This window comes from Williamsia sp. Leaf354, from assembly GCF_001424365.1.
GTDB lineage: Bacteria > Actinomycetota > Actinomycetes > Mycobacteriales > Mycobacteriaceae > Williamsia_A.
This window is the reverse complement of the sequence record NZ_LMPL01000001.1, coordinates 1,298,542-1,322,864: the sequence shown is the minus strand read 5'-3', so window position 1 is coordinate 1,322,864 and position 24,323 is coordinate 1,298,542. Positions and strand designations below refer to the sequence as shown.

The 24,323-nt window shown below is 68.5% G+C and carries 22 protein-coding genes; 11 read left to right on the top strand and 11 right to left on the bottom strand.

Annotated elements, in window-relative coordinates; all coding sequences use genetic code 11:
- Positions 1-64 precede the first annotated feature (64 nt).
- From ASG12_RS06355 to phoU, 4 genes are all read left to right on the top strand, one after another.
- Positions 65-1,057 (top strand): acyl-ACP desaturase, encoded by a 993-nt coding sequence (locus ASG12_RS06355; RefSeq protein WP_045824220.1) that lies wholly within the window; start codon positions 65-67, stop codon positions 1,055-1,057.
- A 139-nt stretch (positions 1,058-1,196) separates the two neighbouring features.
- A complete protein-coding gene (gene dusB / locus ASG12_RS06350) occupies positions 1,197-2,282 on the top strand; it encodes a tRNA dihydrouridine synthase DusB (RefSeq protein ID WP_235456295.1) in 1,086 nt (361 codons plus the stop codon).
- Positions 2,283-2,359: 77 nt separating this feature from the next.
- Positions 2,360-4,345, top strand: coding sequence for an LCP family protein (locus ASG12_RS06345; protein WP_055786485.1), 1,986 nt, complete (start codon positions 2,360-2,362; stop codon positions 4,343-4,345).
- A gap of 90 nt (positions 4,346-4,435) precedes the next feature.
- Positions 4,436-5,104: a phosphate signaling complex protein PhoU gene (gene phoU / locus ASG12_RS06340; RefSeq protein ID WP_045824264.1), complete on the top strand. Its 669-nt coding sequence runs from the start codon at positions 4,436-4,438 to the stop codon at positions 5,102-5,104.
- A gap of 158 nt (positions 5,105-5,262) precedes the next feature.
- Here the strand turns inward: phoU and pstB are convergent, their stop codons facing one another.
- The 6 genes from pstB to ASG12_RS06310 form a co-directional block, all read right to left on the bottom strand.
- Entirely contained in the window at positions 5,263-6,039 is a 777-nt protein-coding gene (gene pstB, locus ASG12_RS06335; protein ID WP_045824265.1) for a phosphate ABC transporter ATP-binding protein PstB, read from the bottom strand.
- Positions 6,040-6,104: 65 nt separating this feature from the next.
- Positions 6,105-7,004, bottom strand: coding sequence for a phosphate ABC transporter permease PstA (gene pstA, locus ASG12_RS06330; RefSeq protein WP_055786483.1), 900 nt, complete (start codon positions 7,002-7,004; stop codon positions 6,105-6,107).
- Positions 7,001-8,032, bottom strand: a complete 1,032-nt coding sequence (pstC, locus tag ASG12_RS06325) for a phosphate ABC transporter permease subunit PstC (RefSeq protein ID WP_055787812.1) — start codon at positions 8,030-8,032, stop codon at positions 7,001-7,003. Before pstC ends, pstA begins: the two co-directional genes overlap by 4 nt.
- Before the next feature lie 162 nt (positions 8,033-8,194).
- Positions 8,195-9,307 carry a phosphate ABC transporter substrate-binding protein PstS gene (gene pstS, locus ASG12_RS06320; protein ID WP_055786481.1) on the bottom strand — a complete coding sequence of 371 codons (1,113 nt, stop codon included), beginning with the start codon at positions 9,305-9,307 and terminating at the stop codon, positions 8,195-8,197.
- A gap of 311 nt (positions 9,308-9,618) precedes the next feature.
- Positions 9,619-10,548, bottom strand: a complete 930-nt coding sequence (gene mshD, locus ASG12_RS06315) for a mycothiol synthase (protein WP_055786479.1) — start codon at positions 10,546-10,548, stop codon at positions 9,619-9,621.
- A complete protein-coding gene (locus ASG12_RS06310) occupies positions 10,538-11,305 on the bottom strand; it encodes a winged helix-turn-helix transcriptional regulator (RefSeq protein ID WP_055786477.1) in 768 nt (255 codons plus the stop codon). Before ASG12_RS06310 ends, mshD begins: the two co-directional genes overlap by 11 nt.
- A gap of 108 nt (positions 11,306-11,413) precedes the next feature.
- On the opposite strand from ASG12_RS06310, the gene ASG12_RS06305 reads away from it, so the two are divergent.
- The 5 genes from ASG12_RS06305 (at position 11,414) to ASG12_RS06285 (ending at position 15,267) form a co-directional block, all read left to right on the top strand.
- Positions 11,414-12,355 carry an LmeA family phospholipid-binding protein gene (locus ASG12_RS06305; protein ID WP_082501680.1) on the top strand — a complete coding sequence of 314 codons (942 nt, stop codon included), beginning with the start codon at positions 11,414-11,416 and terminating at the stop codon, positions 12,353-12,355.
- A 269-nt stretch (positions 12,356-12,624) separates the two neighbouring features.
- On the top strand, positions 12,625-13,461 hold the full coding sequence (locus tag ASG12_RS06300) for a sulfurtransferase (protein WP_045824270.1): 837 nt from the start codon (positions 12,625-12,627) through the stop codon (positions 13,459-13,461).
- Between the two features lie 2 nt (positions 13,462-13,463).
- Positions 13,464-13,769 carry a DUF1416 domain-containing protein gene (locus ASG12_RS06295; protein WP_045824271.1) on the top strand — a complete coding sequence of 102 codons (306 nt, stop codon included), beginning with the start codon at positions 13,464-13,466 and terminating at the stop codon, positions 13,767-13,769.
- 178 nt (positions 13,770-13,947) lie between these two features.
- The gene (locus ASG12_RS06290) at positions 13,948-14,628 is read left to right on the top strand and encodes an FABP family protein (protein WP_055786473.1); all 681 of its coding nucleotides are present in this window, start codon (positions 13,948-13,950) and stop codon (positions 14,626-14,628) included.
- Positions 14,629-14,718: 90 nt separating this feature from the next.
- A complete protein-coding gene (locus ASG12_RS06285; protein ID WP_235456095.1) occupies positions 14,719-15,267 on the top strand; it encodes a DinB family protein in 549 nt (182 codons plus the stop codon).
- A 171-nt stretch (positions 15,268-15,438) separates the two neighbouring features.
- Here the strand turns inward: ASG12_RS06285 and cydC are convergent, their stop codons facing one another.
- The 5 genes from cydC to ASG12_RS06260 all read right to left on the bottom strand — a co-directional run bounded on the left by cydC (position 15,439) and on the right by ASG12_RS06260 (position 22,440).
- Positions 15,439-17,196 carry a thiol reductant ABC exporter subunit CydC gene (gene cydC, locus ASG12_RS06280; protein ID WP_082501789.1) on the bottom strand — a complete coding sequence of 586 codons (1,758 nt, stop codon included), beginning with the start codon at positions 17,194-17,196 and terminating at the stop codon, positions 15,439-15,441.
- Positions 17,189-18,832, bottom strand: coding sequence for a thiol reductant ABC exporter subunit CydD (gene cydD, locus ASG12_RS06275; protein ID WP_055786471.1), 1,644 nt, complete (start codon positions 18,830-18,832; stop codon positions 17,189-17,191). Before cydD ends, cydC begins: the two co-directional genes overlap by 8 nt.
- Positions 18,829-19,872 (bottom strand): cytochrome d ubiquinol oxidase subunit II, encoded by a 1,044-nt coding sequence (cydB, locus tag ASG12_RS06270; protein ID WP_055786469.1) that lies wholly within the window; start codon positions 19,870-19,872, stop codon positions 18,829-18,831. Before cydB ends, cydD begins: the two co-directional genes overlap by 4 nt.
- Before the next feature lie 9 nt (positions 19,873-19,881).
- On the bottom strand, positions 19,882-21,387 hold the full coding sequence (locus tag ASG12_RS06265; protein WP_055786466.1) for a cytochrome ubiquinol oxidase subunit I: 1,506 nt from the start codon (positions 21,385-21,387) through the stop codon (positions 19,882-19,884).
- A gap of 135 nt (positions 21,388-21,522) precedes the next feature.
- Entirely contained in the window at positions 21,523-22,440 is a 918-nt protein-coding gene (locus ASG12_RS06260; protein WP_055786462.1) for an aminodeoxychorismate lyase, read from the bottom strand.
- Positions 22,441-22,518: 78 nt separating this feature from the next.
- Between ASG12_RS06260 and ygfZ the strand changes: the two genes are divergently transcribed.
- Positions 22,519-23,640: a CAF17-like 4Fe-4S cluster assembly/insertion protein YgfZ gene (gene ygfZ, locus ASG12_RS06255; protein ID WP_055787804.1), complete on the top strand. Its 1,122-nt coding sequence runs from the start codon at positions 22,519-22,521 to the stop codon at positions 23,638-23,640.
- Complete coding sequence (locus ASG12_RS06250; RefSeq protein WP_055786459.1) at positions 23,637-24,323, top strand: MOSC domain-containing protein; 687 nt, start codon at positions 23,637-23,639, stop codon at positions 24,321-24,323. The genes ygfZ and ASG12_RS06250 overlap by 4 nt, the downstream gene beginning before the upstream one ends.

Genomic DNA, 24,323 nt, shown 5'->3' with positions numbered 1-24,323 from the left:
GAGAACCCGTACTCTGAAACACTGTTGAGAGTCGATCCACGCACGTCGAAGAGGGGCTGAACACATGGCACGCGAGATGACCCAACTCGAACTCCTCCAGGAGCTGTCGCCGGCTGCCGAGGAGAACGTCAACCGTCACCTCGCCGTGGCCAAGGACTGGAACCCGCACGACTATGTGCCGTGGGACGAGGGAAGCAACTTCGCGATGCTCGGCGGCCAGGACTGGTCGCCCGAGCAGTCCGAGCTCGGTGACGTCGCCAAGGCGGCCATGATCACCAACCTCCTCACCGAGGACAACCTCCCCTCGTACCACCGCGAGATCGCCAACAACTTCTCGACCGACGACGCCTGGGGCCACTGGGTGGGTCGCTGGACCGCCGAGGAGAACCGCCACGGACTCGCGATGCGCGACTACCTCGTGGTCACCCGCGGTGTCGATCCCGTGGCCCTCGAAGAGGCCCGCATGATCCACATGACCAACGGGTTCACCTCCGTCGGTGTCGGTGGCGACCGCGCCGACGAGGTCGAGGCCCACGGCGGCGAACTGGGCCTGCTCTACACCGTCGCGTACGTGACGTTCCAGGAGCTCGCGACCCGCGTCAGCCACCGCAACACCGGCCGCGCATGCAACGACCCCATCGCCGACAAGATGCTGCAGCGCATCGCCGCCGACGAGAACCTGCACATGATCTTCTACCGCAACATCGTCTCCGCGGCGATGGATCTCACGCCGGATCAGACCATGCGCGCGATCACCGACGTGATCTGCAACTTCCAGATGCCCGGCGCCGGCATGCCCAACTTCCGTCGCCACGGCGTGCTGATGGCCAAGCACGGCATCTACGACCTGCGCCAGCACCACGAGGAGGTCGTGCTCCCGATCCTCCGCAAGCTCAACGTCTTCGACCGCGACGACTTCGGCGCGCAGGGCGAGGCCGACCGCGAGCGGCTCGGCGAGTTCGTCGAGAAGCTCGGCGAGGACACCCTGAAGTTCGAGGAGATGCGTGATCGCGCGCTGGCCCGCGAGGCGGCCAAGCGCGAGGCCCGCGCGTCGTAGGCAGCCCTTGACCACGCTCCTGGATCCGGCAACCGCCGCCCCCGATTCCTCGGGTGCGGCGGTTTCGGCATCGGGATCGACCCGTCCGGCCCTGTCGATCGGTCGTTTCGCGCTCGGCAGTCCCGTGGTGCTGGCGCCGATGGCCGGCGTCACCAACGTCGCGTTCCGCACGCTGTGTCGTGAGCTCGAACTCGAGCGCACCGGCACCGTCTCGGGGCTCTACGTGTGCGAGATGGTGACCGCCCGCGCACTCGTAGAACGCCACGAGTCGACGATGCACATGACCACCTTCGGCCCCGACGAGAACCCGCGGTCGATGCAGCTCTACACCGTCGACCCCGAGTACACCTACGCCGCGGCGAAGATGATCGTCGACGAGGATCTCGCCGACCACATCGACATGAACTTCGGCTGCCCGGTGCCGAAGGTGACCCGCAAGGGCGGCGGCGCGGCGATCCCGTTCAAGCGTCGCCTGTTCGCCCAGATCGTGGCCGCGGCTGTCCGCGCGACCGAGGGCACCGACATCCCGGTGACCGTGAAGTTCCGCATCGGCATCGACGACGATCACCACACCCACCTCGACGCCGGCCGCATCGCCGCTGCCGAGGGAGCGAAAGCCGTTGCGCTGCATGCCCGTACCGCGTCGCAGCGGTATTCGGGTGAGGCCGACTGGTCGGAGATCGCACGGCTCAAGGAACACGTGACCGAGGTTCCCGTGCTCGGCAACGGCGACATCTTCGAGCCGCCGGACGCGGTGGCGATGATGGAGCAGACCGGGTGCGACGGCGTCGTGATCGGTCGCGGCTGTCTCGGGCGCCCGTGGCTGTTCGCCGAGCTGAGCGCCCACCTCAACGGTCTGCCCGCACCGACCCCGCCGACGCTGGGCGAGGTCGCGCAGATCATCGTCCGACACGGACGCCTGCTCGCCGACCACCACGGCGAGGACAAGGGCATGCGCGAGATCCGCAAGCACGTCGCGTGGTACCTGCGAGGGTTCCCCGTCGGCTCGGATCTGCGTCGTGACCTGGCGCTGGTCACCAGCGTCGATCAGCTCGTCGATCTTGTCGGCACCCTCGACGCCGACGCCCCGTTCCCCCGCGACGGCCACGGTCCGCGCGGACGCCAGGGATCGCCCGCCGCCGTAGCCCTGCCCCAGGGGTGGCTCGACGATCCCGACGACGACGCCGTGCCCGCCGGCGCCGACGTCATGCACTCCGGGGGCTGAGTCGACTCCATGACGTGTTCATCCGGCCGTAGCGGCACGTACCATCGGTCACGTTCCCATAACGGCAGAGGAGTCCGGTGAGCGACGACCCCACTCCCGGATCAGCAGATCCGGGTGATCCCGCGCGTCGCCCCGCCCCCGGTTCTCGACGTGACGACATCCGTCGTCGCCTCGACCAGCCCTCCGACGACGTGCTCCGCGAACCGTCTGACCGGGAACGTCTACGGCGCGGCTCCACCGGCCGCCTGACCGTCGCCGAACTGCTCGCGCAGATGAACGACCCGTCCGCGTCGTCGCGCGCCGCAGCAACGCCCCCTCCCGCGACCCCGCCGCCGTCGACGCCACCGCCGTCGACTCGATCGCCCGTGGGCGACACTGACAACGACCGCACCGAGAACATCCCGCCTGTCGTCGACGACATCCCCGCCCCTCCGCCGCCCCCGCGCCCTGCGCCCCGTACCGCGGTGGCACCCGAGGTCCTCCCGCCGCGAGGCGACCGGGTGGCGAAGGCCGCTCAACGCAGCAGCCGCGTGCGCACCGCCCGCACCGCCGCCAGGGTCGTGATCGTGGTCGGAGCGGTGCTGGCCCTCGTCGGCACCGGCACCGTATGGGGGTATCTCCGGGTCACCAACGGCGGTTTCCGCACCATCGAGGCCGTCGACTCCAACGACAAGAACATCCGCAACAAAGGCGCCCAGTACGGCGACCAGACCTACCTGATCGTCGGCACCGACACCCGCGTGGGGAACAACGGCAAGGTCGGCGCGGGCACCACCGCCGACGCCGAGGGCGCCCGTTCGGACACCGTCATCCTCGTCAACGTCCCGGCCAACCGCAGTCGCGTGGTGGCGGTCTCGTTCCCGCGTGACCTGCAGATCGACCGACCCGACTGCGAGAGCTGGGACAACAACACCGCCACCTACGACCCGAACAACATCATCCCCGCCGAGACCGGCGCGAAGCTCAACACCGCCTACGGCGACGGCGGTCCCAAATGCGCGGTGAAGGTGATCCAGCAGCTCTCGGGCCTCAACATCAACCACTTCATCGCGATGGACTTCTTCGGTTTCGAGCAGGTGGTCAACAAGCTCGGCGGCGTGCAGGTGTGTTCGCCCACGCCGCTCTACGACTACGAGCTCGGCCAGATCCTGTCGCGGCCGGGCAAGCAGACGGTGAAGGGCCAGCGGGCCCTGAACTATGTGCGCGCCCGCACCATCGACACCGAGGGCAACGGCGACTACGGCCGGATCAAACGCCAGCAGCTGTTCATGTCGGCACTGCTGCGCGGGATGCTGTCGGGCCAGGTGTTGTCGAACCCGGCACGCCTCAACGGGATCATCAACACCTTCACCAAATACAGCTACGTCGATGGCATCGACACCGACAGCCTCGTGAACCTCGCACAGTCCCTCGAGGGTCTGCAGGCGGGCCGCGTGACGTTCCTGACGATCCCGACCTCGGGTACCACCACCGACGGGTCGAACAACGAGATCCCGCGCAACGACGACATCAACGCGATCTTCGACGCCATCATCAACGACGATCCGCTGCCCGGCGAGCAGAAGGCGTCGGCCCCCTCGTCGTCCTCGTCGTCGAAGGCCCCGTCGTCGTCGGCTCCGAGCACAACGCCCCAGGCACCCCAGGTCATCACCGCCTCGGCGCAGTCGCCGTCGGCGGTCGGCGTCCGTGTGCTGAACGGGACCGGCACCACCGGGCTCGCCACGCGGGTGTCGGATCAGATGTCGCAGCTGGGCTTCGATGTGCGTGGCGTGGCCGACGCCTCGGAGAACCAGACGCAGACCGTGGTCCGCTACGGACCCGGTGAGCAGGCCGCGGCCGCGACGGTCGCGTCGATGATCACCGGCGCGGTGATCCAGTCGGACCGCACCGTGAAGTCCGGCGTCGAGGTCCTCCTCGGCAGCGACTACCCCGGCGAGATCGGAGCGGTGCCCACCGCGGGCGAATCGCTGCGGGTGACGGAGAATCCGCGATCCGACGAGGCCGTCGACCTACCCGGCGATCTGTCGGTGACCAACGCCGCCGACACGTCCTGCAGCGGCTGACCGACCCGAAATCCTCGATCTTCCTGCGCGTTCACCGCGCGTTCACCGCGAGACAACCGTCCGATCCGGGTCTGCCAGTACCCTTGGCACATGCGGAATGCGTACCACGAGCAGATGGCCGAACTGAACGGCATCCTCGGTCACATGTCAGAGCTCGCCGGCGTCGCCATGGAGCGCGCCACACAGGCACTTCTCCAGGCCGACCTGGCGGTTGCCGAGTCGGTCATCTCCGACCACGAACAGATCGTGCGACTCTCCGCACAGGCCGAGGAGCAGGCGTTCGCCCTGCTCGCGCTGCAGGCCCCGGTCGCCGGTGACCTGCGCGCCATCGTCTCCGGTTTCCAGATCGTCGCCGACGTCGACCGCATGGGCGCTCTCGCCCTCCACGTCGCGAAGGTCGCGCGCCGTCGCCACCCGAGCAAGGCCCTGCCCGAGGAGGTCAACGGCTACTTCGCCGAGATGGGCCGCCTCGCCGTGCAGATGGCACTGTCGGCCCGCGAGGTGCTCAACAGCCAGGAGCCGACCGACGCCCTGCGTCTGCAGAGTGACGACGACGCCATGGACGACCTGCACCGTCACCTCTTCACCGTCCTCATGGACCGCGACTGGAAGCACGGCGTCGCCGCGGCCGTCGACGTCACCCTCCTCGGCCGCTACTACGAGCGCTTCGCCGACCACGCCGTGCTGATCGGCCGGCGCGTCGTGTTCCAGTCGACCGGCAAGACCCCGGAGCAGTTCGTCGAGGCGCAGCCGCACTGACGTGACGGCACGCTCGACCTAGTTTTTCGGCACGCTCGGCGGATCTCCGCCGAGCGTGCCTTTCTTTCCGCCGACTGTGCCAAAACATCGCCCCGAACGTGCCAAGCCCCGGTCCTCGTGCAGAGGACCGGGGCTTGCGCTGAGTTCAGCCGAGCGATTTAGCCGAAGCGGCCGGAGATGTAGTCTTCCGTGGCCTTCTGCTCAGGGTTGGAGAACATGGTCTCGGTGTCGTTGATCTCGATGAGCTGTCCGGCCTGGCCGACGCCGGCGAGGTTGAAGAACGCCGTCTGGTCGCTCACGCGTGCAGCCTGCTGCATGTTGTGGGTGACGATGACGATCGTGTAGTCCTTCTTCAGCTCGGTGATGAGGTCCTCGATCGCGAGGGTGGAGATGGGGTCGAGGGCCGAGCACGGCTCGTCCATCAGCAGGACCTCGGGCGACACCGCGATGGCACGCGCGATGCACAGACGCTGCTGCTGACCACCGGAGAGACCGCCGCCGGGCTTGCCCAGGCGGTCCTTGACCTCTTCCCACAGGTTCGCCCCGCGCAGGCTGCGCTCGGCGACCTCGTCGAGCTCCTTCTTGTTCCGCATGCCCTGCAGCTTCAGGCCGGCCACGACGTTGTCGCGGATCGACATGGTGGGGAACGGGTTCGGGCGCTGGAACACCATGCCGATGGTGGAGCGCACGCTCACCGGGTCGACCGAGCGGCCGTAGATGTCCTCGCCGTCGAGCAGGACCTTGCCCTCGACGCGGGCGCCAGGGGTGACCTCGTGCATGCGGTTGAGCGTGCGGAGCACCGTCGACTTGCCACAGCCCGACGGGCCGATGAAGGCGGTGATGCAGCGCGGCGGCACCTCGAGCGAGACGTCCTTCACCGCGTGGAACGCGCTGTAGTAGATGTTCAGGTCTTTGATGTCGAGACGCTTTGCCATGTCGGGCTCTTTCGTTCGGGTCGTGCGAATGTCTGTGTGGGCGCAGATGGTCCGGCGCGGACGCCTCAGGCCTTCTTGGGTGCGAACAGGCGCGAGACGAGCTTGGCGCCGAAGTAGATCACCGCGACGATGAGCACCAGCGTGAGCGCGGCACCCCACACCTTGTCGAGCGCGTCGGGGCCGTTGTTGTACTGCTGCACCATCATCAGGGGCAGCGACTGCTGATTGCCCTCGAACGGGTTGTTGTTGATCGCTCTCGTCGAGCCGACGAGGATCAGCACCGGCGCGGATTCACCCATCACACGGGCGACGGCGAGCATGACGCCGGTGACGATGCCCGACAGTGCCGTCGGCAGCACGATGCTGACGATGGTGCGCCACTTCGGGACACCGAGTGCGTAGGACGCCTCGCGCAGATCCTGCGGGACGATCTTCAGCATCTCCTCGGTGGAGCGCACGACGATCGGGATCATGAGCAGCACCAGGGCGAGCGCGACCACGAAGCCCGACCGGGGCAGACCCAGGGTGGTGCGCCACACGGCGTAGATGAACAGGGCCGCGACGATGGACGGCACACCGGAGAGGATGTCGACCATGAAGGTGGTGAAGCGGGCCAGCACCGACTTGTTGCCGTACTCGACGAGGTAGATCGCGACGAAGATGCCCACCGGGATCGAGATGACCGCCGCGAGCAGCGTCTGCTGCAGGGTGCCGACGATCGCGTTGAACGCGCCGCCGTGCAGTTCGTCGAACTGCCACCAATCGGCCGACAGGATCGGGCTGATGCCCCGGACGATCAGCGTGACCAGCAGCCACACCAGCGGCGCGAGGGCGATCAGCAGCGCCGCCGACACCAGCACCAGGGCCAGCTTGTCGGTGACCTTGCGGCGGGCGATGACGGGGGTGAAGCCCGACGGGTCCCGCTTGACCGGGCCGACGCTGGGACTCTCGAGGGTGGCGGTCATGACTTCGCCTTTCCTGCGACGACCGAGCGGGCCGCGGCGTTGACGATGAAGGTCAGCACGAACAGGGTGAGGCCGGCCGAGATGTAGGCGCCGGTCTTGATGGGCGAGTCGAACTCGGCGGCGTTGTTCGCGATCTTGGTGGCGAACGTCTCACCGCTCTCCATCAGGTTGAAGTCGAGCGGACCGGCGGTCGAGATGATGAGCAGCAGCGCCATCGTCTCGCCGAGAGCGCGCCCGAGGCCGAGCATCGAGCCGCTGATGTACCCGGAGAAGCCGAAGGGCAGGACCGAGACCTTCACGACCTCCCACTTGGTGGCGCCGAGGGCCAGAGCCGCCTCACGGTGACCGATGGGGGTCTGGACGAAGACCTCGCGGGTGACGGCGGTGATGATCGGCAGGATCATCACCGCGAGCACGATGCCCGCGGTCAGCAGGGTGCCACCGGTCGAGAGGTTCGCGACCTGGGTCGGCTCCTTGAAGAACGGCAGGAACGAGAGGTTGTTCACCAACCAGTTGTCGAGCGGGACCAAGGCGGGGCCGAGGACGAGGATGCCCCAGAGGCCGTAGACGATCGACGGCACGGCGGCCAGCAGGTCCACCAGGTAGGTGATGGGGCCGACGAGGCGGCGCGGGGCGTACTGCGTGAGGAAGATCGAAATGCCCAGGGCGACAGGCATGGCGAGGATCAGAGCGATCACCGCGACCACGACGGTGGCGTAGAGCAGGTTCAGGATGCCGAACTGCAGGGTGTCACCGGAGGTGACCCAGTCGCCGGAGTAGGTGAAGAAGTTCTCGGAGTTCTTCAGCAGGGCCGGGACGGCCTGGATGATGAGAAACACCGCGATCAGGGCGATGAGCACCGAGATGAAGATGCCCGAGCCGACCGAGAGTGTGCGGAAGATCTGGTCGCCCAGACGGGTGACCGTGCCCGCTGTCGACGAACCCGACTTGTCCGCGTTGTCGCCGGTGGGAGGGGGACCGGGAATCGTCCCGGCCATCGGGTCCGGGCCGCTGAGCGAGGAGGTCATGGATCCTTCTGAATCAGCCGTCTGGCCGGCGCGCAGTTCGCCGTGCACTTCGGTCATGAGCAATGTCTCCCAAGTCTCTCAACCAACGTCGCGGGGCCGCAATTTGCGCGGCCCCGCGACACCGGGTTCATCGATGCCGGCCCGGATCGGGCGTGGCAGCGGTCAGCTCAGAGAGTTGACCGTTCCGAGCAGGGTGTTCTTGTAGCTGTCGGGCAGGGCGACGTAGCCCAGGTCGGACAGGCCTTCCTGACCGTTGTTCAGGATGCTGGTGAACGCCGACTTCAGGATGGCGCCCTTGTTGCCGGTGTAGCCCTTGGAGCAGACGATCTCGTAGGTCGTCAGCAGCAGCGGCCACGCGCCCGCGGTCTTGGTCTCGAACAGCTTGTCGGTGTCGACCTGCAGGTCCTTCGAACCCGGGGTCTTGAACTGCACGCTCTCGAGCGCCTTGCCGGCGGTGTCGGCGTCGAGCTTGGTGGCGCCCGAACCGAAGTCGAGCTGCGCCAGGCTGAGCTTGTTCTGCTCGGCGAAGCCCCACTCGACGTAGGTGACCGAACCGGGGGTCTTCTTCACGGTGTCGCCGACGCCGGTCGACTTGGCCGCGGCCGAGCCGCCCTGACCCTTGAAGGACTTGTCGTGGGCGTAGGGCCAGTCCGCCTTGGCGGTGTCACCGAGGAAGCGCTGGAAGTTGTCGGTGGTGCCCGAGCTGTCGCTGCGGTGGACCGGGACGATCTTCTCCGACGGGAGGCTCTTGCCCGGGTTGAGCGCGGCGATGGCCGGGTCGTTCCAGGTGGTGATCTTCGAGTCGAAGATCTTCGCCAGCGTGCTCGGGTTGAGGATCAGGTCGTCGACGCCGTCGAGGTTGTAGGCGATCGACACCGGGCCCGCGACGAGCGGGATGTGCCACGCGTCGTTGCCGGCGCAGCGGGTCTTGGCCGAGGCGGCCTCGTCGGTCTTCAGCGCCGAGTCCGAGCCGGCGAAGTCGACGTCGCCGCTGATGAACTTCTTCACGCCGTCACCGGAACCGCTGCCGGTGTAGTTGAGGACGATGCCGCCGTTGGAGGCGAGCACGTCCTGGAACTTCTCGACGGCCTTCTGCTGGGCGGTCGAACCCTCGCCGCTCACCGACTGGCCGCTGAAGCTGTTGTCCGAGCTGGCGTCGCCGCTGCCCGAATCGCTGCCGCCACCGCTGCACGCCGACAAGGTCAGCGTGGCCGCGACCGCGATACCGACGGCCGCGCTGCCGCTGCGAACAGCCGAGCTCCGATTGAATTTCACTCCAGGGTCCTCCGTTGTGATGTGACAAATGTGTGTGGCTGCCCGAGGGACGTCCGCGCGCACGGTCGAACCGCTCCGCACTCGAATCCGTCGAGTCGACCCGCTTCGAATGCCGCGGTCACCTGGAAAGCTAGGGCTCGGTGGTGGACGAGCAGCCGACGGTGGGTGAACGGACGGTGAATAGATCGCGGGTCCACATGGTCGCCGGGCGAACGCCCGGCGTAACTCATTAGTCGAGGTGAGCAACTATTTCGCGGGCTGTGACGCAGCCGCGTGACGGTGCCCACAGACGCGCCGTCGAGGAGGGCGGTTCAGGTGGTCTGCGATCGCCCGTAGGCGACGTCGATCGAGTGCTGCGTGAAGCCCAGTTTCTCGTAGGTGTGGAGCGCCGCGGCGTTGTCGCCCTCGACGTAGAGCTCCACGATCGGCAGCCCTCGCTCCTCGAGGTAGATCAGTCCCGCGAGGGTGAGCAGCTTCCCGAGCCCGCGGCCCTGCGTGCCCGTGTCGACACCGACGATGTACACCTCGCCGATGCTGGGCTCGGTGTCGGTCGCGGGGTGCACCTTGGTCCAGTGGAAACCGAGCAGGGTGTCGGGATCGGCGTGATCGAACACCAGGAAGAGACCCTCGGGATCGAACCAGTCCGAACCGGTCCGCGCGGTGATCTCGTCGATCGACCAGCCGCCCTGCTCGGGATGCCAGTCGAACGCGGCGTTGTTCACGCGCAGGATCTCGGCGTCGTCACCGGAACCGGCGTAGGTACGCAGCACCAGGTCATCGGGAACGGTCAACGGCGGCAAAGGATTCTGCGGATCGTCCAGAGGACGTCGCATCGACAGCAGTTCGCGCAGAGGCTCGAGGCCGCGCGATCGCGCCACGGCCTGCGCGGCCGGGAGGTCGCCGTGTGCCCAGATACGTGCGCCGGAACCGGCCTCCTCGAGCGCCGCGGCGATCAACTCGCCACCGACACCCTTCCCGCGAGCGGGCGGATCGACGATTGCCTCGACCATTGCGGGCTCGTCGTCGCGGCCCGGGGTGATGTTCGCGTAGCCAACGAGCACCCCGTCACGATGGGAAGTCACGTGCGTGACGCGGTCGGTGCCGATGGCGGCGAACGCCTGCTCCGACAACCCCGCGACATCATCGGCCGCCTCGGCTTTCTCCGCGATCAGCCTTGCCGCCCGGGCGGTTTCGGCGTCGAGCGCGCCGTGGATCACCGCTTCGCCCGGCTCACGCACCATTGTCGGCGAACTCCTGATCGTCGAGATCGGTGTCCTCGGCGATGTTCTCGAGGTCCTCGACGTCGTCGGTGGCCTCACCACGGCCGCGGCTGCTGGGGCGCACCGCCTTGTACCCGACGTTGCGGACGGTCCCGATCAGCGACTCGTGCTCGGTACCGAGCTTCGCGCGCAGACGCCGCACGTGCACGTCAACCGTGCGCGTGCCACCGAAGAAGTCGTAACCCCAGACCTCTTGCAGCAGTTGCGCTCTCGTGAACACCCGACCCGCGTTCTGGGCGAGGTACTTCAGGAGTTCGAATTCCTTGTAGGTCAGGTCGAGTGGGCGCCCACGCAGGCGCGCGGTGTAGGTGCCCTCGTCGATGACCAGCTCGCCCAGCGACACCTTGCCGCTCGACTCCTCGGCCGCCACGCCGCGGGTACGCACCACCAGCAGTCGTAGTCGCGTGTCGAGTTCGGCCGGACCGGTTCCTGGCAACAGGAATTCGTCGAGCCCCCACTCCGCGTTCACCGCGACCAGTCCACCCTCGGTGAGCACGGCGACCACCGGGACCGACGAACCCGTGCTGCCCAGCAGTCGACACAGGCCACGCGCCGCGGCCAGATCGGTACGGGCATCGACGATGGCGACGTCGGCGTTGCCGGCCTCCATCAACGACGAGACCTCGGTGGGCACCACACGGACGGTGTGCGCCAACAGCGACAACGACGGCAGGACCGACTCAGGGGTGGGATCGGCGGTCAGCAGCAGGAGATCCACTTCACGCTCCGATCGAGACGGGTTCAGATGTGTACGCCGCTTTACGGGCGTGTGCGAGTCAGATGACAGAATAACCGCAAACAGGCCGCAGCCTGTGATCAGCCGTTGATGCGGGGGACCGTGATGCGCAAGGCGCTCGTCTGTCTGGCGGTTGCGCTCGTCGTCCTCGCGGTCGGAGCGCTCGCCGTCGACACCGGTTTCGCCATCGCGACCGAACGCAGCTTCGCCCGCGCTCTGATGCAGTCCCGTGGGTTTGACGGCGAATCGCCGGCTCTGCTTTACGAGCCCGAAGTCACCATTTCCGGCTTCCCCGCGATACCGCACATCCTCGACGGGCACTACCCGGCCATCGGCATCACCGCCCGCGGTGTCGCCGCCACCGGCACGGCCACTTTCCCGCACAATCGGCAGCCGCATCAGCGCCGCGAGTGCGGATCCGGCGCGCCGTGCCGAGTGGACGTCCGGTCGAGACTCTCAGACGTCGAGGTTGCGGGATCGCACTCGCTGACGCAGCCGTTCCCGCCGTCGAGCTCCCTCGCCGTCCGCTCGGCCACCGCCTCGACCACCCTCGATTCGGTGACAGTGGGTCGGTTCCTCGGTATCGACGACCTCACCGTCAACACCCCGGCACCACGTGGGAGGGCCGGCGGAGGTGGCCCGCAGGACGGCCTGCTCTCGCGGACGTCGGGAGTGCTGATGACCGGAACCGTCCGCGGACCCGACGACCGGGACGTGAAGGTCAGCGTCACCGTCGACCTGTCGATACGCAGCGGCGAGCTCCATCTGGAGGCAACCGGTTTCTACGACGGCCCCGAGGAGCATTCGGCCACCCGCGTTGCCCCAGAATACGAACGCAGCGTGCTCGATCAGTTCACCGCGACGCTGTCCTCGCTGCCCATGGCCTGGGGCACGGAGGCGACATCGGCCCGAAGCAGCGGAAGCGACCTCATGATCGAGGGCACCCCGCACCCGCAGATCTACTCGCCGCTGCTGTTCCTGGACGCGGAGAGCGTCCACTGGATGTTCACGTGCGGCGGTAAGCCCTGTTGAGCCGTCAGTCAGGTGGTCAGCGCAGCTTTGTTACCCTCGGCGCATGTTGACGCGTCGTGAGTTCCTGCTCACCCGCCGCCGTGCGATCGACTTCTGTCGTTCCGCCACCTGCCGCTGTCGATAGTCGGGTCCGTCGCGCTCCCGCGCGTCCCCGGCGTCTCGACGCGTCCGCATTCGCACCTCCCGCCGCACGCGCTCTCCATCTCTGCCTGTGTGCTGCGACCCCTCATCACGTACCCCGCACCACGTACTCCAACGAAAGGAACACCATGGCTCGCTCCGATGTCCTGGTCAGCGCCGACTGGGCTGAGCAGAACCTGAACGCCGACAAGACCGTCTTCATCGAGGTCGACGAGGACGCCACCGCCTACGACGGCGGGCACATCGCCGGCGCGATCAAGCTCGACTGGAAGGCCGACCTGCAGGACCAGGTCCGCCGCGACTTCCTGAACCAGGAGCAGTTCTCCGACCTGCTCTCTGCGCGCGGCGTCGCCAACGACGACACCGTCATCCTCTACGGCGGCAACAACAACTGGTTCGCCGCCTACGCGTTCTGGTACTTCAAGCTGTACGGCCACAAGGACGTTCGCCTGCTCGACGGTGGTCGCAAGAAATGGGAGCTCGACGGTCGCCCGCTCAGCACCGACGCCGTGTCGCGTGAGGCCACCTCCTACAAGGCGGAGTCGCCCGATCTGTCGATCCGCGCATTCCGCGACGAGGTCCTCGACGCCATCGGCACCAAGAACCTCCTCGACATCCGTTCGCCTGATGAGTACTCGGGCAAGATCCTCGCGCCGGCGCACCTCCCGCAGGAGCAGAGCCAGCGTCCCGGCCACATCCCCGGCGCGGTCAACGTCCCGTGGAGCAAGGCAGCAAACGAGGACGGCACCTTCAAGTCCGACGAGGAACTGAAGGAGCTCTACGACGGTGTCGGCATCGACCCGTCCAAGGGCACCATCGCGTACTGCCGCATCGGCGAGCGCTCCTCGCACAGCTGGTTCGCACTGACCCAGCTGCTCGGCTACGACAACGTGAAGAACTACGACGGCAGCTGGACCGAGTACGGCTCGTTGGTCGGCGCCCCGATCGAGCTGGGAGAGCAGTAAGCATGTGTTCCGCACCGAAACAGGGTCAGAAGTTGCCGGCCGGCGTCGATGTCGAGAAGGAGACCGTGATCACCGGTCAGGTCCTCGGCGCCGACGGGTCGCCGGTGGGCGGCGCGTACGTGCGTCTGCTCGACGGCACCGGTGAGTTCACCGCCGAGGTCGTGTCCAGCGGAACCGGTGACTTCCGGTTCTTCGCCGCACCGGGAACCTGGACGCTGCGTGCGCTCTCGTCGCAGGGCAACGGCGAGGCCACCATCAGCCCCGACGGCACCGGCATCTTCGACCAGGACGTGACCATCGCGTCGTAGTCCCGACCGGTCCGCGATCGCCCCCGCCGAGGTTTCGGTGGGGGCGATCGTCGTCTCGGAGCCGCGCACGTAGAATCGGCTCCGTGGTCATCTTCTTCGAGATACTCCTGGTTCTGGCGACGATCGCGATCGTCTGGTTCGGTCTGTACACGCTGTACCGCCTGATCAACGACGAGTCGTGACCTCGGGCGCCCCTGAACCCACTCCCGACGAGCCCGGCGACCGCACCATCGCCGGCAACGAGGCGATAGCGCACGCCGAGGAACGCGCGGCGCGCACCGCCGACAAGAACATCTCCACCCTGCCGGGACTCCCTCTCCCCGAGGACACCGCGAATCTGCGCCAGGGTCCCGACCTGCATCCCGGGCTGCTCGGCCTGCTCCCCCTCGTGGGTGTGTGGCGCGGCCTCGGTGAGGGCAACGACCCCGTCCACGGCGACTTCCACTTCGGCCAGCAGGTCGTCATCAGCCACAGTGGCGAGAATTTCCTGATGTGGGAGTCGCGGTCGTGGATCGTCGACCCCGATGCCCGCTACCTCGAACCGGGTCTGCGTGAGACCGGCTACTGGCGGATCAGCGGACCCGACTCCGACGAGACCATCGAGTTCCTCCTCACCCACTCCGAGGGGTGGATCGAGCTGTTCTACGGCAAACCGCTGAACCAGACCTCGTGGGAGCTCGTCACCGACGTCGTGATCACCTCTGCGTCGGGTACCGAGAACGGTCTGAAGATCGGCGGCGCGAAGCGTCTCTACGGTCTCGTCGAGGACGGTGACCTCGCCTACGTCGAGGAACGCGTCGACGCCGATGGCGACCTCGTGCCGCGGCTGTCGGCGAAGCTGAGTCGCCACATCGGCTGACCGCGTCGTCGCACGGAAATGTGTGCACCTGCCCGCGTGTCCGTCCATGGATGGATGCGCGAACGGGCGGCTGGTGCGAAGCTGTTGTCCATGATGATCGCCAGCGCCAACATCCCGGGAGAGCGAGAAACGCTCATCGAGATCTACGGCGACCAACGCACCAATTTCCTGATCGCGATCGACGGGGTCTCCGAGGACGACGCGCGCCGTGCCGCCGCCGTCGGTGAGCTCACCCTCGGCGGTCTCGTGAAGCATCTGACGATCATGGAGCAGTACTGGATCACCACGGTGACCGAGGCCGATCCCGACGCCGAGTTCGATGTCGAGGCCGCCGCCGACGCCTACCGCCTCACCGACGACGAGTCCTTCGCCGACTGGGTCGACGCCTACCGCAAGCAGGCGCAGCTCACCGACGAGTTCATCGCGACCGTCGCCGATCTCGATGCGCTGATCCCTATACCGACCGCGCCGTGGGCGCCGGTGCGCCAACACCACACGGTGCGTCGCATCCTGCTGCACCTGTTCCGCGAGACCGCGCACCACAGCGGGCACGCCGACCTCATCCGCGAGGCGATCGACGGTCAGAGCACCACCGCGACGATGGCGCGCGACGCCATCCGTAGCTTCGAACGAGGCTGACACCCCGCTCGTACCTGCCCCGGGCTCGTTCACACCCCAGACATGGAACGACCCCCGCACCGCTCGATGAGAGCCTGGCCTGTCAGGACGTGACAGGGATGCGGGGGCCGGGTGACCACCGTGGATTCGCTGAGCAGCGGCGCCGCTGGGCAAACCCGGGCAGCACACCACCTAGCTGATGGTCACCTCACGTGTCCATATGTCATTCAACTGCAGACCACCTCCTTCCTCGTGTACAGCCGAAGTTACGCCGGGATCGCAGGGTGTGCAACGGATTAACCGGTCGAGGTCGATGACGCGGTCGGCCGCGGTGTCGACGGGCAGTGTGTGGGTCGCGACGATCACGGTGCGGTCCGGATCGACGAGGCCGCTGCGCGGGTCGAGCAGCTCGCGGTGCAGGCGATCGGACTCGTCGCGGTCGAGGTGCTCACACGGTTCGTCGAGCAGCACGATCGGCGCGGCGTTGATCAGCACCCGCGCGAGCAGCAGGCGGCGTCGTTGTCCGGCGCTGACCGCGTCGACGCCGCTGTCGAGGACGGTGTCGAGTCCCTCGGGGAAGCCGGCGACCCAGTCGCGCAGACCGACCGACGCCAGCGCGGCGGTGATCTCGGTGTCGTCGGCGTCGCCGCGCGAGACCAGGAGGTTCTCGCGGACCGTTGTCGTGAACAGGTGCGCATCCTCACCGAAGTAGCGCACCGTCTGCGCCGGGGTCGCCGCCCCGGAGACGCGCACCTCGCCCGCCCGCGGCGGCAGGAGCCCCGCGAGGGTGAGCAGCAGTGCGGTCTTACCCGATCCGCTGGCTCCGACGACGGCGATCCGCTCCCCCGCGGTGATCGCGGTCAGAGCATCGACGGGACCACATGCGAGCGAGTCGGTGTGTCCCCAGCACAGTCGGTCGACGACGAGGTCCGCACGGGTCGGCATCGTTGCGCGCTGATCCACCGTCGTGGACGGGGGCGTGGCGATCGTCACGTCGACCCCGGTTCCGTCGAGGAGTGTGAGCACCCGTCGCGCGGCACCGCGGCTGCGTTGCAGTTGCCGGGCGGCGTCGAGCAGACCGCTCGCGGCCTCGAATGCACTGAGCGGCAGGAGGATCAACACACCGAGGGTGGTCGCGTCGACGCGGTCGCTGAGTCCGATCGCCAGCAGGCACGCGATCACCGCGACCGCACCTGTCGCCGCGGGCATCACCCCGGCGGCCCAGGCCTGCACGCGCATCCCGCGGTCGGCAGCCGCGGTCGCCCGATGTGCCGCGGCACGGGCGTCGGCGAGGAGCTGATCGCGACGGCCCGCGACCTCGAGTTCGGGCGCGTGCCACAGCACTGTCGCGGTGATGTCGAGCAGTTCCCCACGTGCGGCGCGGTCGTCGGCCTCGGCGCGTGCGGTCCCGGCCGCGGCCGCCCGCGGGGCCACGACCGCGACCAGCAGCCACGCGACGGCGGTGGCGAGGCCCGCCCAGGGCGACACCAGTGCCATCACCACCACCGCGATCAGCCCGGTCACCGCAGCGGAGCCGATGGGGATGAGCCCACGGATCAGCGCGTTGCCGATCTCGTCGATGTCGTCGCCCGCGCGACCCACGATCTCCGACCGCTTCACCGACAGCGGGTGCGCGGCGTCGCCGGTCGCCAGCGCACCGAACATGCGGGCGCGTGCGGTCGCCATGGCGTCGAGCGCGAGGTCGTGGGTGGCGAGGCGTTCGAGGTAGCGCAGCAGCGCGCGTGAGATGCCCAGGGCCCGCACCGATGTCACCGCGATCGACAGCGCCAGCACCGGCGGCATCTGCCAGGCGCGCGTGATCAGCCACGCCGAGAGCGCGGCGAGCGCGAGGGCGCTGAGCGATGCGCCGGCGCCGAGCAGCAACGACCGGGCGACCGGGCGGGGTCGCACGCCGAGCAGGCCCATCGACCGTACGAGGGGGTCACGCATCGACTCGACCTCTCGCATTCGCGCCGAGATCGATGACGGTGTCGGCGGCCGCGAGCACGGCGGGGCGGTGGCTCACCACGACCACCGTCGCGCCCTTCTCGGCCCGCGTACGGACGGCGCGCATCACCGTCGCCTCCGATTCGGTGTCGAGGTGGGCGGTCGGTTCGTCGAGCAGCAGGACCGGCGCCGGTGACGCCAACACCCGCGTCAGCGCGAGCCGTTGACGTTGCCCCGCCGACAGCCCGGCGCCGCCGTTGCCGATCCGCGCCTCGAGGCCACCGATCTCGGCGAGCACGGTGTCGAAGCCGACAGCGGCGGCGGTACGCGTGATGGTGTCGTCGGACCGGATTCCGAACAGTGCGAGGTTCTCCGCGACGGTTCCGGGCACCATCACCGGCGGCTCGGCCAGCCAGGCCACCTCGCCGGTCACACACACGACGCCCTCGTCGGGTTCGACGAGCCCCGCGATCACCTGCAGCGCCGTCGTCTTCCCCGATCCGTTGGGTCCGGTCAGCACGGTGACCGTCCCGGGAGCGCAGTGGGCGTCGAGATGCCGTGGTGCCCAGCCGTCGCGGTCGACGACACCGACGTCGCGCACCTCCACCTCCGCCGACCGGGCCGTCGTTGCCGTCGGTGGGGCCGTCGTTCGTGCCGATGGCGTGTCGATGAGGTCGAGCACGTCGTCGGCCGCCGCGCGGCCGGCCTCGGAGTTGTGGAACTGCACACCCACCGACCGCAGCGGTAGGTAGACCTCGGGCGCGAGGATCAGCGCGAGCACGCCCGCCTGCAAGGACATGTCCCCGAAGACGAGCCTCAACCCGACACCGACGGCGACGAGCGCCACGCACAGCGTCGCGAGCAGTTCGAGCACTCCGCCGGAGAGGAACGCGATCCGCAGAGCGGCCATGGTGCTGCGACGGCTCCGCTGACCCAGTGCGGCAACACGTTCCACCGGTTCCGACGCCCTGTGCAGCGCGCGCAGGGTCCCGATGCCCGCGACGAGGTCGAGCATCTGCGCGCCCTGGGCGGCGGTCGCTTCGAGGCGGGCACGGGTCCGGTCCCGGGTCATCAGTCCGATGAGGACCATGAAGACCGGGATGAGTGGCAGCGTCACGATCACCACGATCGCCGAGGTCAGGTCGGTCAGCGCCATCACGACGATCACTGCGGGTGTCACCGTGACCGACAGCACGAGCGCGGGGACGAACGAGGTCAGGTACGGGCCGAGGGCGTCGAGGCCGGTGGACAGGGTGGTGATCAGTTCGCCGCGCATCCGGTGCAACGCGCGCGGAGAGGTGCGGGCGGGATCGGTGACCGCGCGCAACGCCGCGTCACGCAGCTGCGCGATGACCTCGGCCGACGCCCGATGGGCGTACCGGTCGCCGAGGACGGTCGCGGCGACCCGGACACCGAAGGCCGTTGCCAGAACAGCGATGTGACCACTCTGGGCTTGCAGCGACCGTGTCGCCGGGTCGGTGACCAGCTCGGCGAGGATGGCCGCGATCATCACCGCTCCGACGATGACGGCCGCGGCGGTCACGATTCCCATCACCGACGTGAGCGCGATGTGGGCACGCGCGGCGGGCGACCTCCGCAGCAACCGCGGGTCGACGGGCCCGCGCCGGGCGGCGGTCATCGGCCCGGCGTGCGCAGCGGCAGGCCGATGGGGGCCGGGATGTGCGCGGTCGAGATGCGTTGCCGGAACACCCAGTAGGTCCAGGCCTGGTAACCGATGACGACCGGGAGCACGGCCAGCGACGCCCAGCTGATGACGGTGAGCGTGTAGTGGCTCGACGCGGTGTTGGCGATGGTGAGGTCGAAGGCGGGACCGACGGTCGAGGGGATCACCGCCGACCACAGCGCCGAGAACAGCATCACCACGTGCGCGACGATGGCGATGCTCGTCGTCGCGAACGCCGTCCACTCGCGACCGGCCGTGGTGGCCGCGACGGTGGCGAGGGTGGCCAGGGTGAGCACGGCGACGACCACCGGCGTGCCGTGGTCGATCCACGTCCACAACCCGAACGCGATGGTGATCGCGGCGGCGGGGACGGCGAGCCGACGCGCGGCGCGCATCGCGTCGCCGCGCATGGGTCCCGCGGTCTTCAGCGACAGGAACACCGCACCGTGGGTGGCGAACAGCGCGGTGGTGGCCACTCCCCCGAGCAAGGCGTAAGGGTGCAGCAGGTCCAAGACACCGCCGATGAAGCGCTGGTCGGCGCCGATCGGCAGGCCGTGCACCAGATTCGCCAACGCCATGCCCCACAGGAAGGCCGGTAGCCACGACCCCAGCCCGATGCCGACGTCGCACCACCGACGCCACCGCGGGTCGTCGATCTTGCCGCGCCACTCGATGGCCACCACGCGGGCGATGAGGCCCACGAGCAGCAGCAGCATCGGGAGGTACATCGCGCTGAGCATGGTGGCGTACCACCCCGGGAACGCGGCGAACAACGCGCCGACCGCGGTGATGATCCAGACCTCGTTGCCGTCCCACACCGGGCCGATGGTGTTGAGCAGCACGCGACGTCGGGTGTCGGCGTCGGACGGGGTCTCGCCGCGGCGGCGTCCGAGGAACGGCATCAGCATGCCGACACCGAAATCGAACCCTTCGAGCAGGAAGTAGCCGGCGAACAGCACCGCGATGACGATGAACCAGATCTCGGGGAGAGTCATGGCGATCTCCTAGTAGGCGAACGAGAGTCGTTCGGAGGCGGGGTGATCCGCGCTGTCGTCGTGGGTGTCGTCGTCGGTGCCCGGTGGGTGGGCGTCGTGGTCGAGCGGCCCCTCGATCACGTAGCGCCGGATGAGCCCGAACCACACCACGGCGAGGACGCCGTAGATCACCGTGAACGTGATGAGCGAGGTGAGCACCGCGCCGACGCTGTTCGCCGACACGCCCTGGGCGACGGTGAGGTGGATACCGGGGTCGCCGGTCGGGTTGGGCACCACCACCCACGGTTGGCGACCCATCTCGGTGAACACCCATCCGGAACTGTTGGCCAGGAACGGTGTCGGGATCGCGGCGATCGCGAGGCGGCCCAACCAGCGCGCGTCGGGGACACGGCCCTTGCGGGTGAACCACAGTCCGGCCAGCGCCAGCAGTGCTGAGCCGCCCGCCCAACCGATCATCGCGCGGAAGGCCCAGTAGGTGACGAACAGGTTGGGTCGGTAGTCCCCGGGGCCCACGGTCTCGGCGTAGTGCTGCTGCATCTCGGCGACACCGGGCAGTGTCGCGTCGAAGGTGTTGGTGGCGAGGAACGACGTCAGGTTCGGCAGCTCGATCACGCGGGTGATGGAGTCGCAGTTGTTGTGGGTGCCGATGGTCAGCACGGAGAACGAGGCGCCGGTCTCGGTGTGGCACAACGATTCGGCCGAGGCCATCTTCATGGGCTGCTGTTCGAACATGAGCTTGCCCTGGACGTCGCCGGTGATCGCCAGGGCCACACCGGAGACGACGATGACCCACAGCGCGAACCGTGTGACGGGTCGGTACAGGGTGCGTGCGTCCCGGTCCAGGGTGTCCGCGAGCTCGACATCGCTGGTCGCGGCGGCGCGCCGCCGGTTACGGATCATCCACCACAGCCCGATGCCCGCGACGAAGGTGCCCGCGGTGAGGAACGATCCGGCGACGGCGTGCGGGAAGGCGGCCAACGTGGTGTTGTTGGTCATCACCGCCCAGAAGTCGGTCAGCTCAGGGCGTTTCGTCTCCGGGTTGATCCGGGCGCCGACCGGGTGCTGCATCCACGAGTTCGCCGCGATGATGAAGTAGGCCGAGGCGTTGACGCCGATCGCGACCAGCCAGATGCACGCGAGATGCACCTTCTTCGGCAACCGTTGCCATCCGAAGATCCAGAGTCCAAGGAACGTCGACTCGAGGAAGAACGCGACGAGTCCCTCCAGCGCGAGAGGGGCGCCGAAGACGTCACCGACGTAGCGGCTGTACTCACTCCAGTTCATCCCGAACTGGAACTCCTGCACGATGCCCGTCGCGATGCCCAGGGCGAAGTTGATGAGGAAGAGCTTCCCGAAGAACTTGGTGGCGCGGTACCACTGCTCGTTGCCGGTGACGGTCCACACGGTCTGCATCACCGCGATCATCGGCGCGAGTCCGATGGTGAGCGGTACGAGGATGAAGTGATAGACGGTCGTGATGCCGAACTGCCATCGGGAGATGTCCAGGGCGTTCATGGTCGACCTCGCTGTCGTCTAGCACTACTACTGTTCGTAGTACTACAGCCGAAAGTAGACCGAATCGGACAGGGAAGCGAGAGGTCAGGGGTGTCTCGTGCGCCACACGGGGACGACGGACACCCTCCGGGGAGGTCAGTCCTCGATCGCGCGATCGACCAGCGCGGCGAACTCCGCGGCGCGCGCCGGCACGGGCATCTCGTAGCCGTTGAGGGTCACGACACGGGCCGCGAGGGTGATCGACGACAGCAGCCACACACCGTCGGCCGCGATGAGATCCGCGGTGCGCAGCGAGCGGGTCTCGGTGGCGAAACCCTCCTTCTCGGCCAGCGCGAACAGCGCCTGCTGGGTGGTGCCGTGCAGGATGCCGTACTCCGGGGGCACCGTCACGAGGGTGTCGCCGAAGAGCGCGATCACGGTCGACCGCGGGCTCTCGAGCACCTCGCCCTCGCTGCTGACGTAGATGACGTCCTCGGCGCCCTGGGCCGCGGCGTGCCGCTGGGCCGCCATGTTGGTGGCGTAACTCAGGGTCTTCGCGCCGATCAGCTGCCACGGCGCGTAGGAGGCCAGATCGATGGAGTAACCGCGGTCGAGGGTGATGACCGACGTCCCGTTCTCGCGCGCCGAGGCGACGCGGTCGGCCACCGGGCCGACGGTGAGATACGCAGTCGCCTCGTTGGATTCACGGCTGATGCCCGTTTCGGCGCCGTCGCGGGGTCCCGGGGCACCCACCGGGGCGCTCTCGCGTCCGCGGGAGTAGACCAGACGCATCACGCCCTCGGTGTCTTTCCCGTTCTCCTCCGCCCACACCCGCGCGCCGGTCTTGATCACCGACCGCCACTGGCCCGCATCGGGCTCGGGCAGATCGAGCAGCGATGCGCTGCGGGCCAGCCGCTCGAGGTGCAGCCCCACCAACCGGGCGGTCCCCGACCGCACCAGCAGCGTCTCGAACACCCCGTCGCCGCGCACCGCGGCGAGGTCGTCGGCGTGCAGGTAGGGCACGTCCGGGTCGAGAACTGCACCGTCATAGGTCACCAGGATCGGATGCGGCATGGCGATCAGAGTAGCGGGTGCTCGTACGATGGAACCGTGACCGACCGCAACGGTGACGCCCCCGTCACCTCGACCCCCATCCCCGCCCCCGATGACTCCCCCGACGCCGGTGTCGCATGGCACCATGGCGACCCGCTGGGCGAACAACGCAGCGCGGCCGAGTCGGTGGTGGTGGTCGATCGGTCGCACCGTGGCGTGATCGAGATCAGTGGCGACGAGCGGTTGAGCTGGCTGCACACCATCACCAGCCAGTTCGTCAGCAACCTCCCCGACCGGCAGTCGGCCGAGAACCTCAGCCTCGACGTGAACGGTCGCGTGGAGGAGCATTTCGTCGTCACCGACATCGACGGGCTCACCCTCATCGACACCGAAGCCGAACGGACGCAGCCGCTGCTGGGCTTCCTGCAGCGAATGGTGTTCTGGGCGAAGGCCGAACCGGTTCTCCGCGACGACCTCGCCGTGCTCACACTGCTGGGCCCCGACGCGCTGTCGGGGCCCGTCGCAGCGCTGCTCGAGATCCCCGCGGATGCCGCGGTCTACCAGGCGGGCAGCATCCCCGAGCAACACCACGACGCCGAGCCGGTCGGGTTCTGGCGCGTCATGCCCCCGCTGGGTGAGCGCGGCGCCGACGGCCGGCCCACCATCCCCCGCGTCGACGTCGTCGTCCCGCGAAGCGAACTCGGCCGCTGGTGGGACGCGCTGGTCGAGGCAGGCGCCCGACCTGCGGGCACATGGGCCTACGAGGCGTCGCGGGTGGTCGCGGTGTCGCCGAGGCTGGGTCTCGACACCGATGAGCGCACCATCCCCCACGAGGTCGAATGGATCGGTCCCCCGGCGGAATTCGGCGCGGTCCACCTCGAGAAGGGCTGCTACCGCGGACAGGAGACCGTGGCGCGGGTGCACAACCTGGGCAAGCCGCCGCGGCGACTGGTGCTGTTGCAGCTCGACGGCAGCTCCGACACCCGCCCGGTGACCGGAGACGCCGTCACCGCCGACGGTCGTGCGGTCGGCCGGATCGGCACCGTGGTCGACCACTACGAGTACGGACCCGTCGCACTGGCGCTGGTCAAGCGCAGCGTGCCGGCCGGGACCGCGCTCCTCGCAGGCGGCGCCGCGGCCGCCATCGACCCGTCGTCGCTGCGTGACGACGACCGGGTGCAGGCCGGACGCGCCGCGATCGAAGGATTGCGCGGGCGATGACCCTGTCCGACGCGGGCTCGGTTCTCGCGGTCTGTGGCGCCGACCGTCCCGTCGCGCTCGACCGCATCGGCGACAGCGGCATCGCGAAGACGCCGTTCACCGGCACGGTGTCGGTGACCGCCGAGGGTGTCGTGGGCGACCTCATCTGCGACACCAAGCACCACGGCGGCATCGATCAGGCCGTGTACGCCTACAGCGACACCGAGGCCCGTCGGTGGGCCGACGAACTCGACCGTGACCTGGCGCCGGGCTGGTTCGGCGAGAACCTGCGCGTCGACGGCGTCGCGGTGAGCGACGCGGTCATCGGTGAACGCTGGCGGGTCGGCGACACCGTCGAACTCGAGGTGACCATCCCGCGCGTCCCGTGCCGGACGTTCGCGGCGTGGGCCGAGGAGGACCGCTGGGTCGCTCGGTTCGCCGATCGCGCCGACGTCGGCGCCTACCTGAAGGTGCTGGTCCCCGGCCCGATCTCGGCCGGCGACGGCATCGTGGTGCTCGACCGCCCGGACCACGGCGTCACCGCCCGCGCCCTGTTCACCGGCGACGTGACGACCGACGCGCTCGAGCACCTGACCACCGACCCCCGCTACACGGGCAAGGTGCATCGCGAGGCGTCGAAGGTGCTGCGCAGACACACCCGCGAGGCCGCGCGGACCTCCCGTGCGAGCGTCGCGCCGGACTGA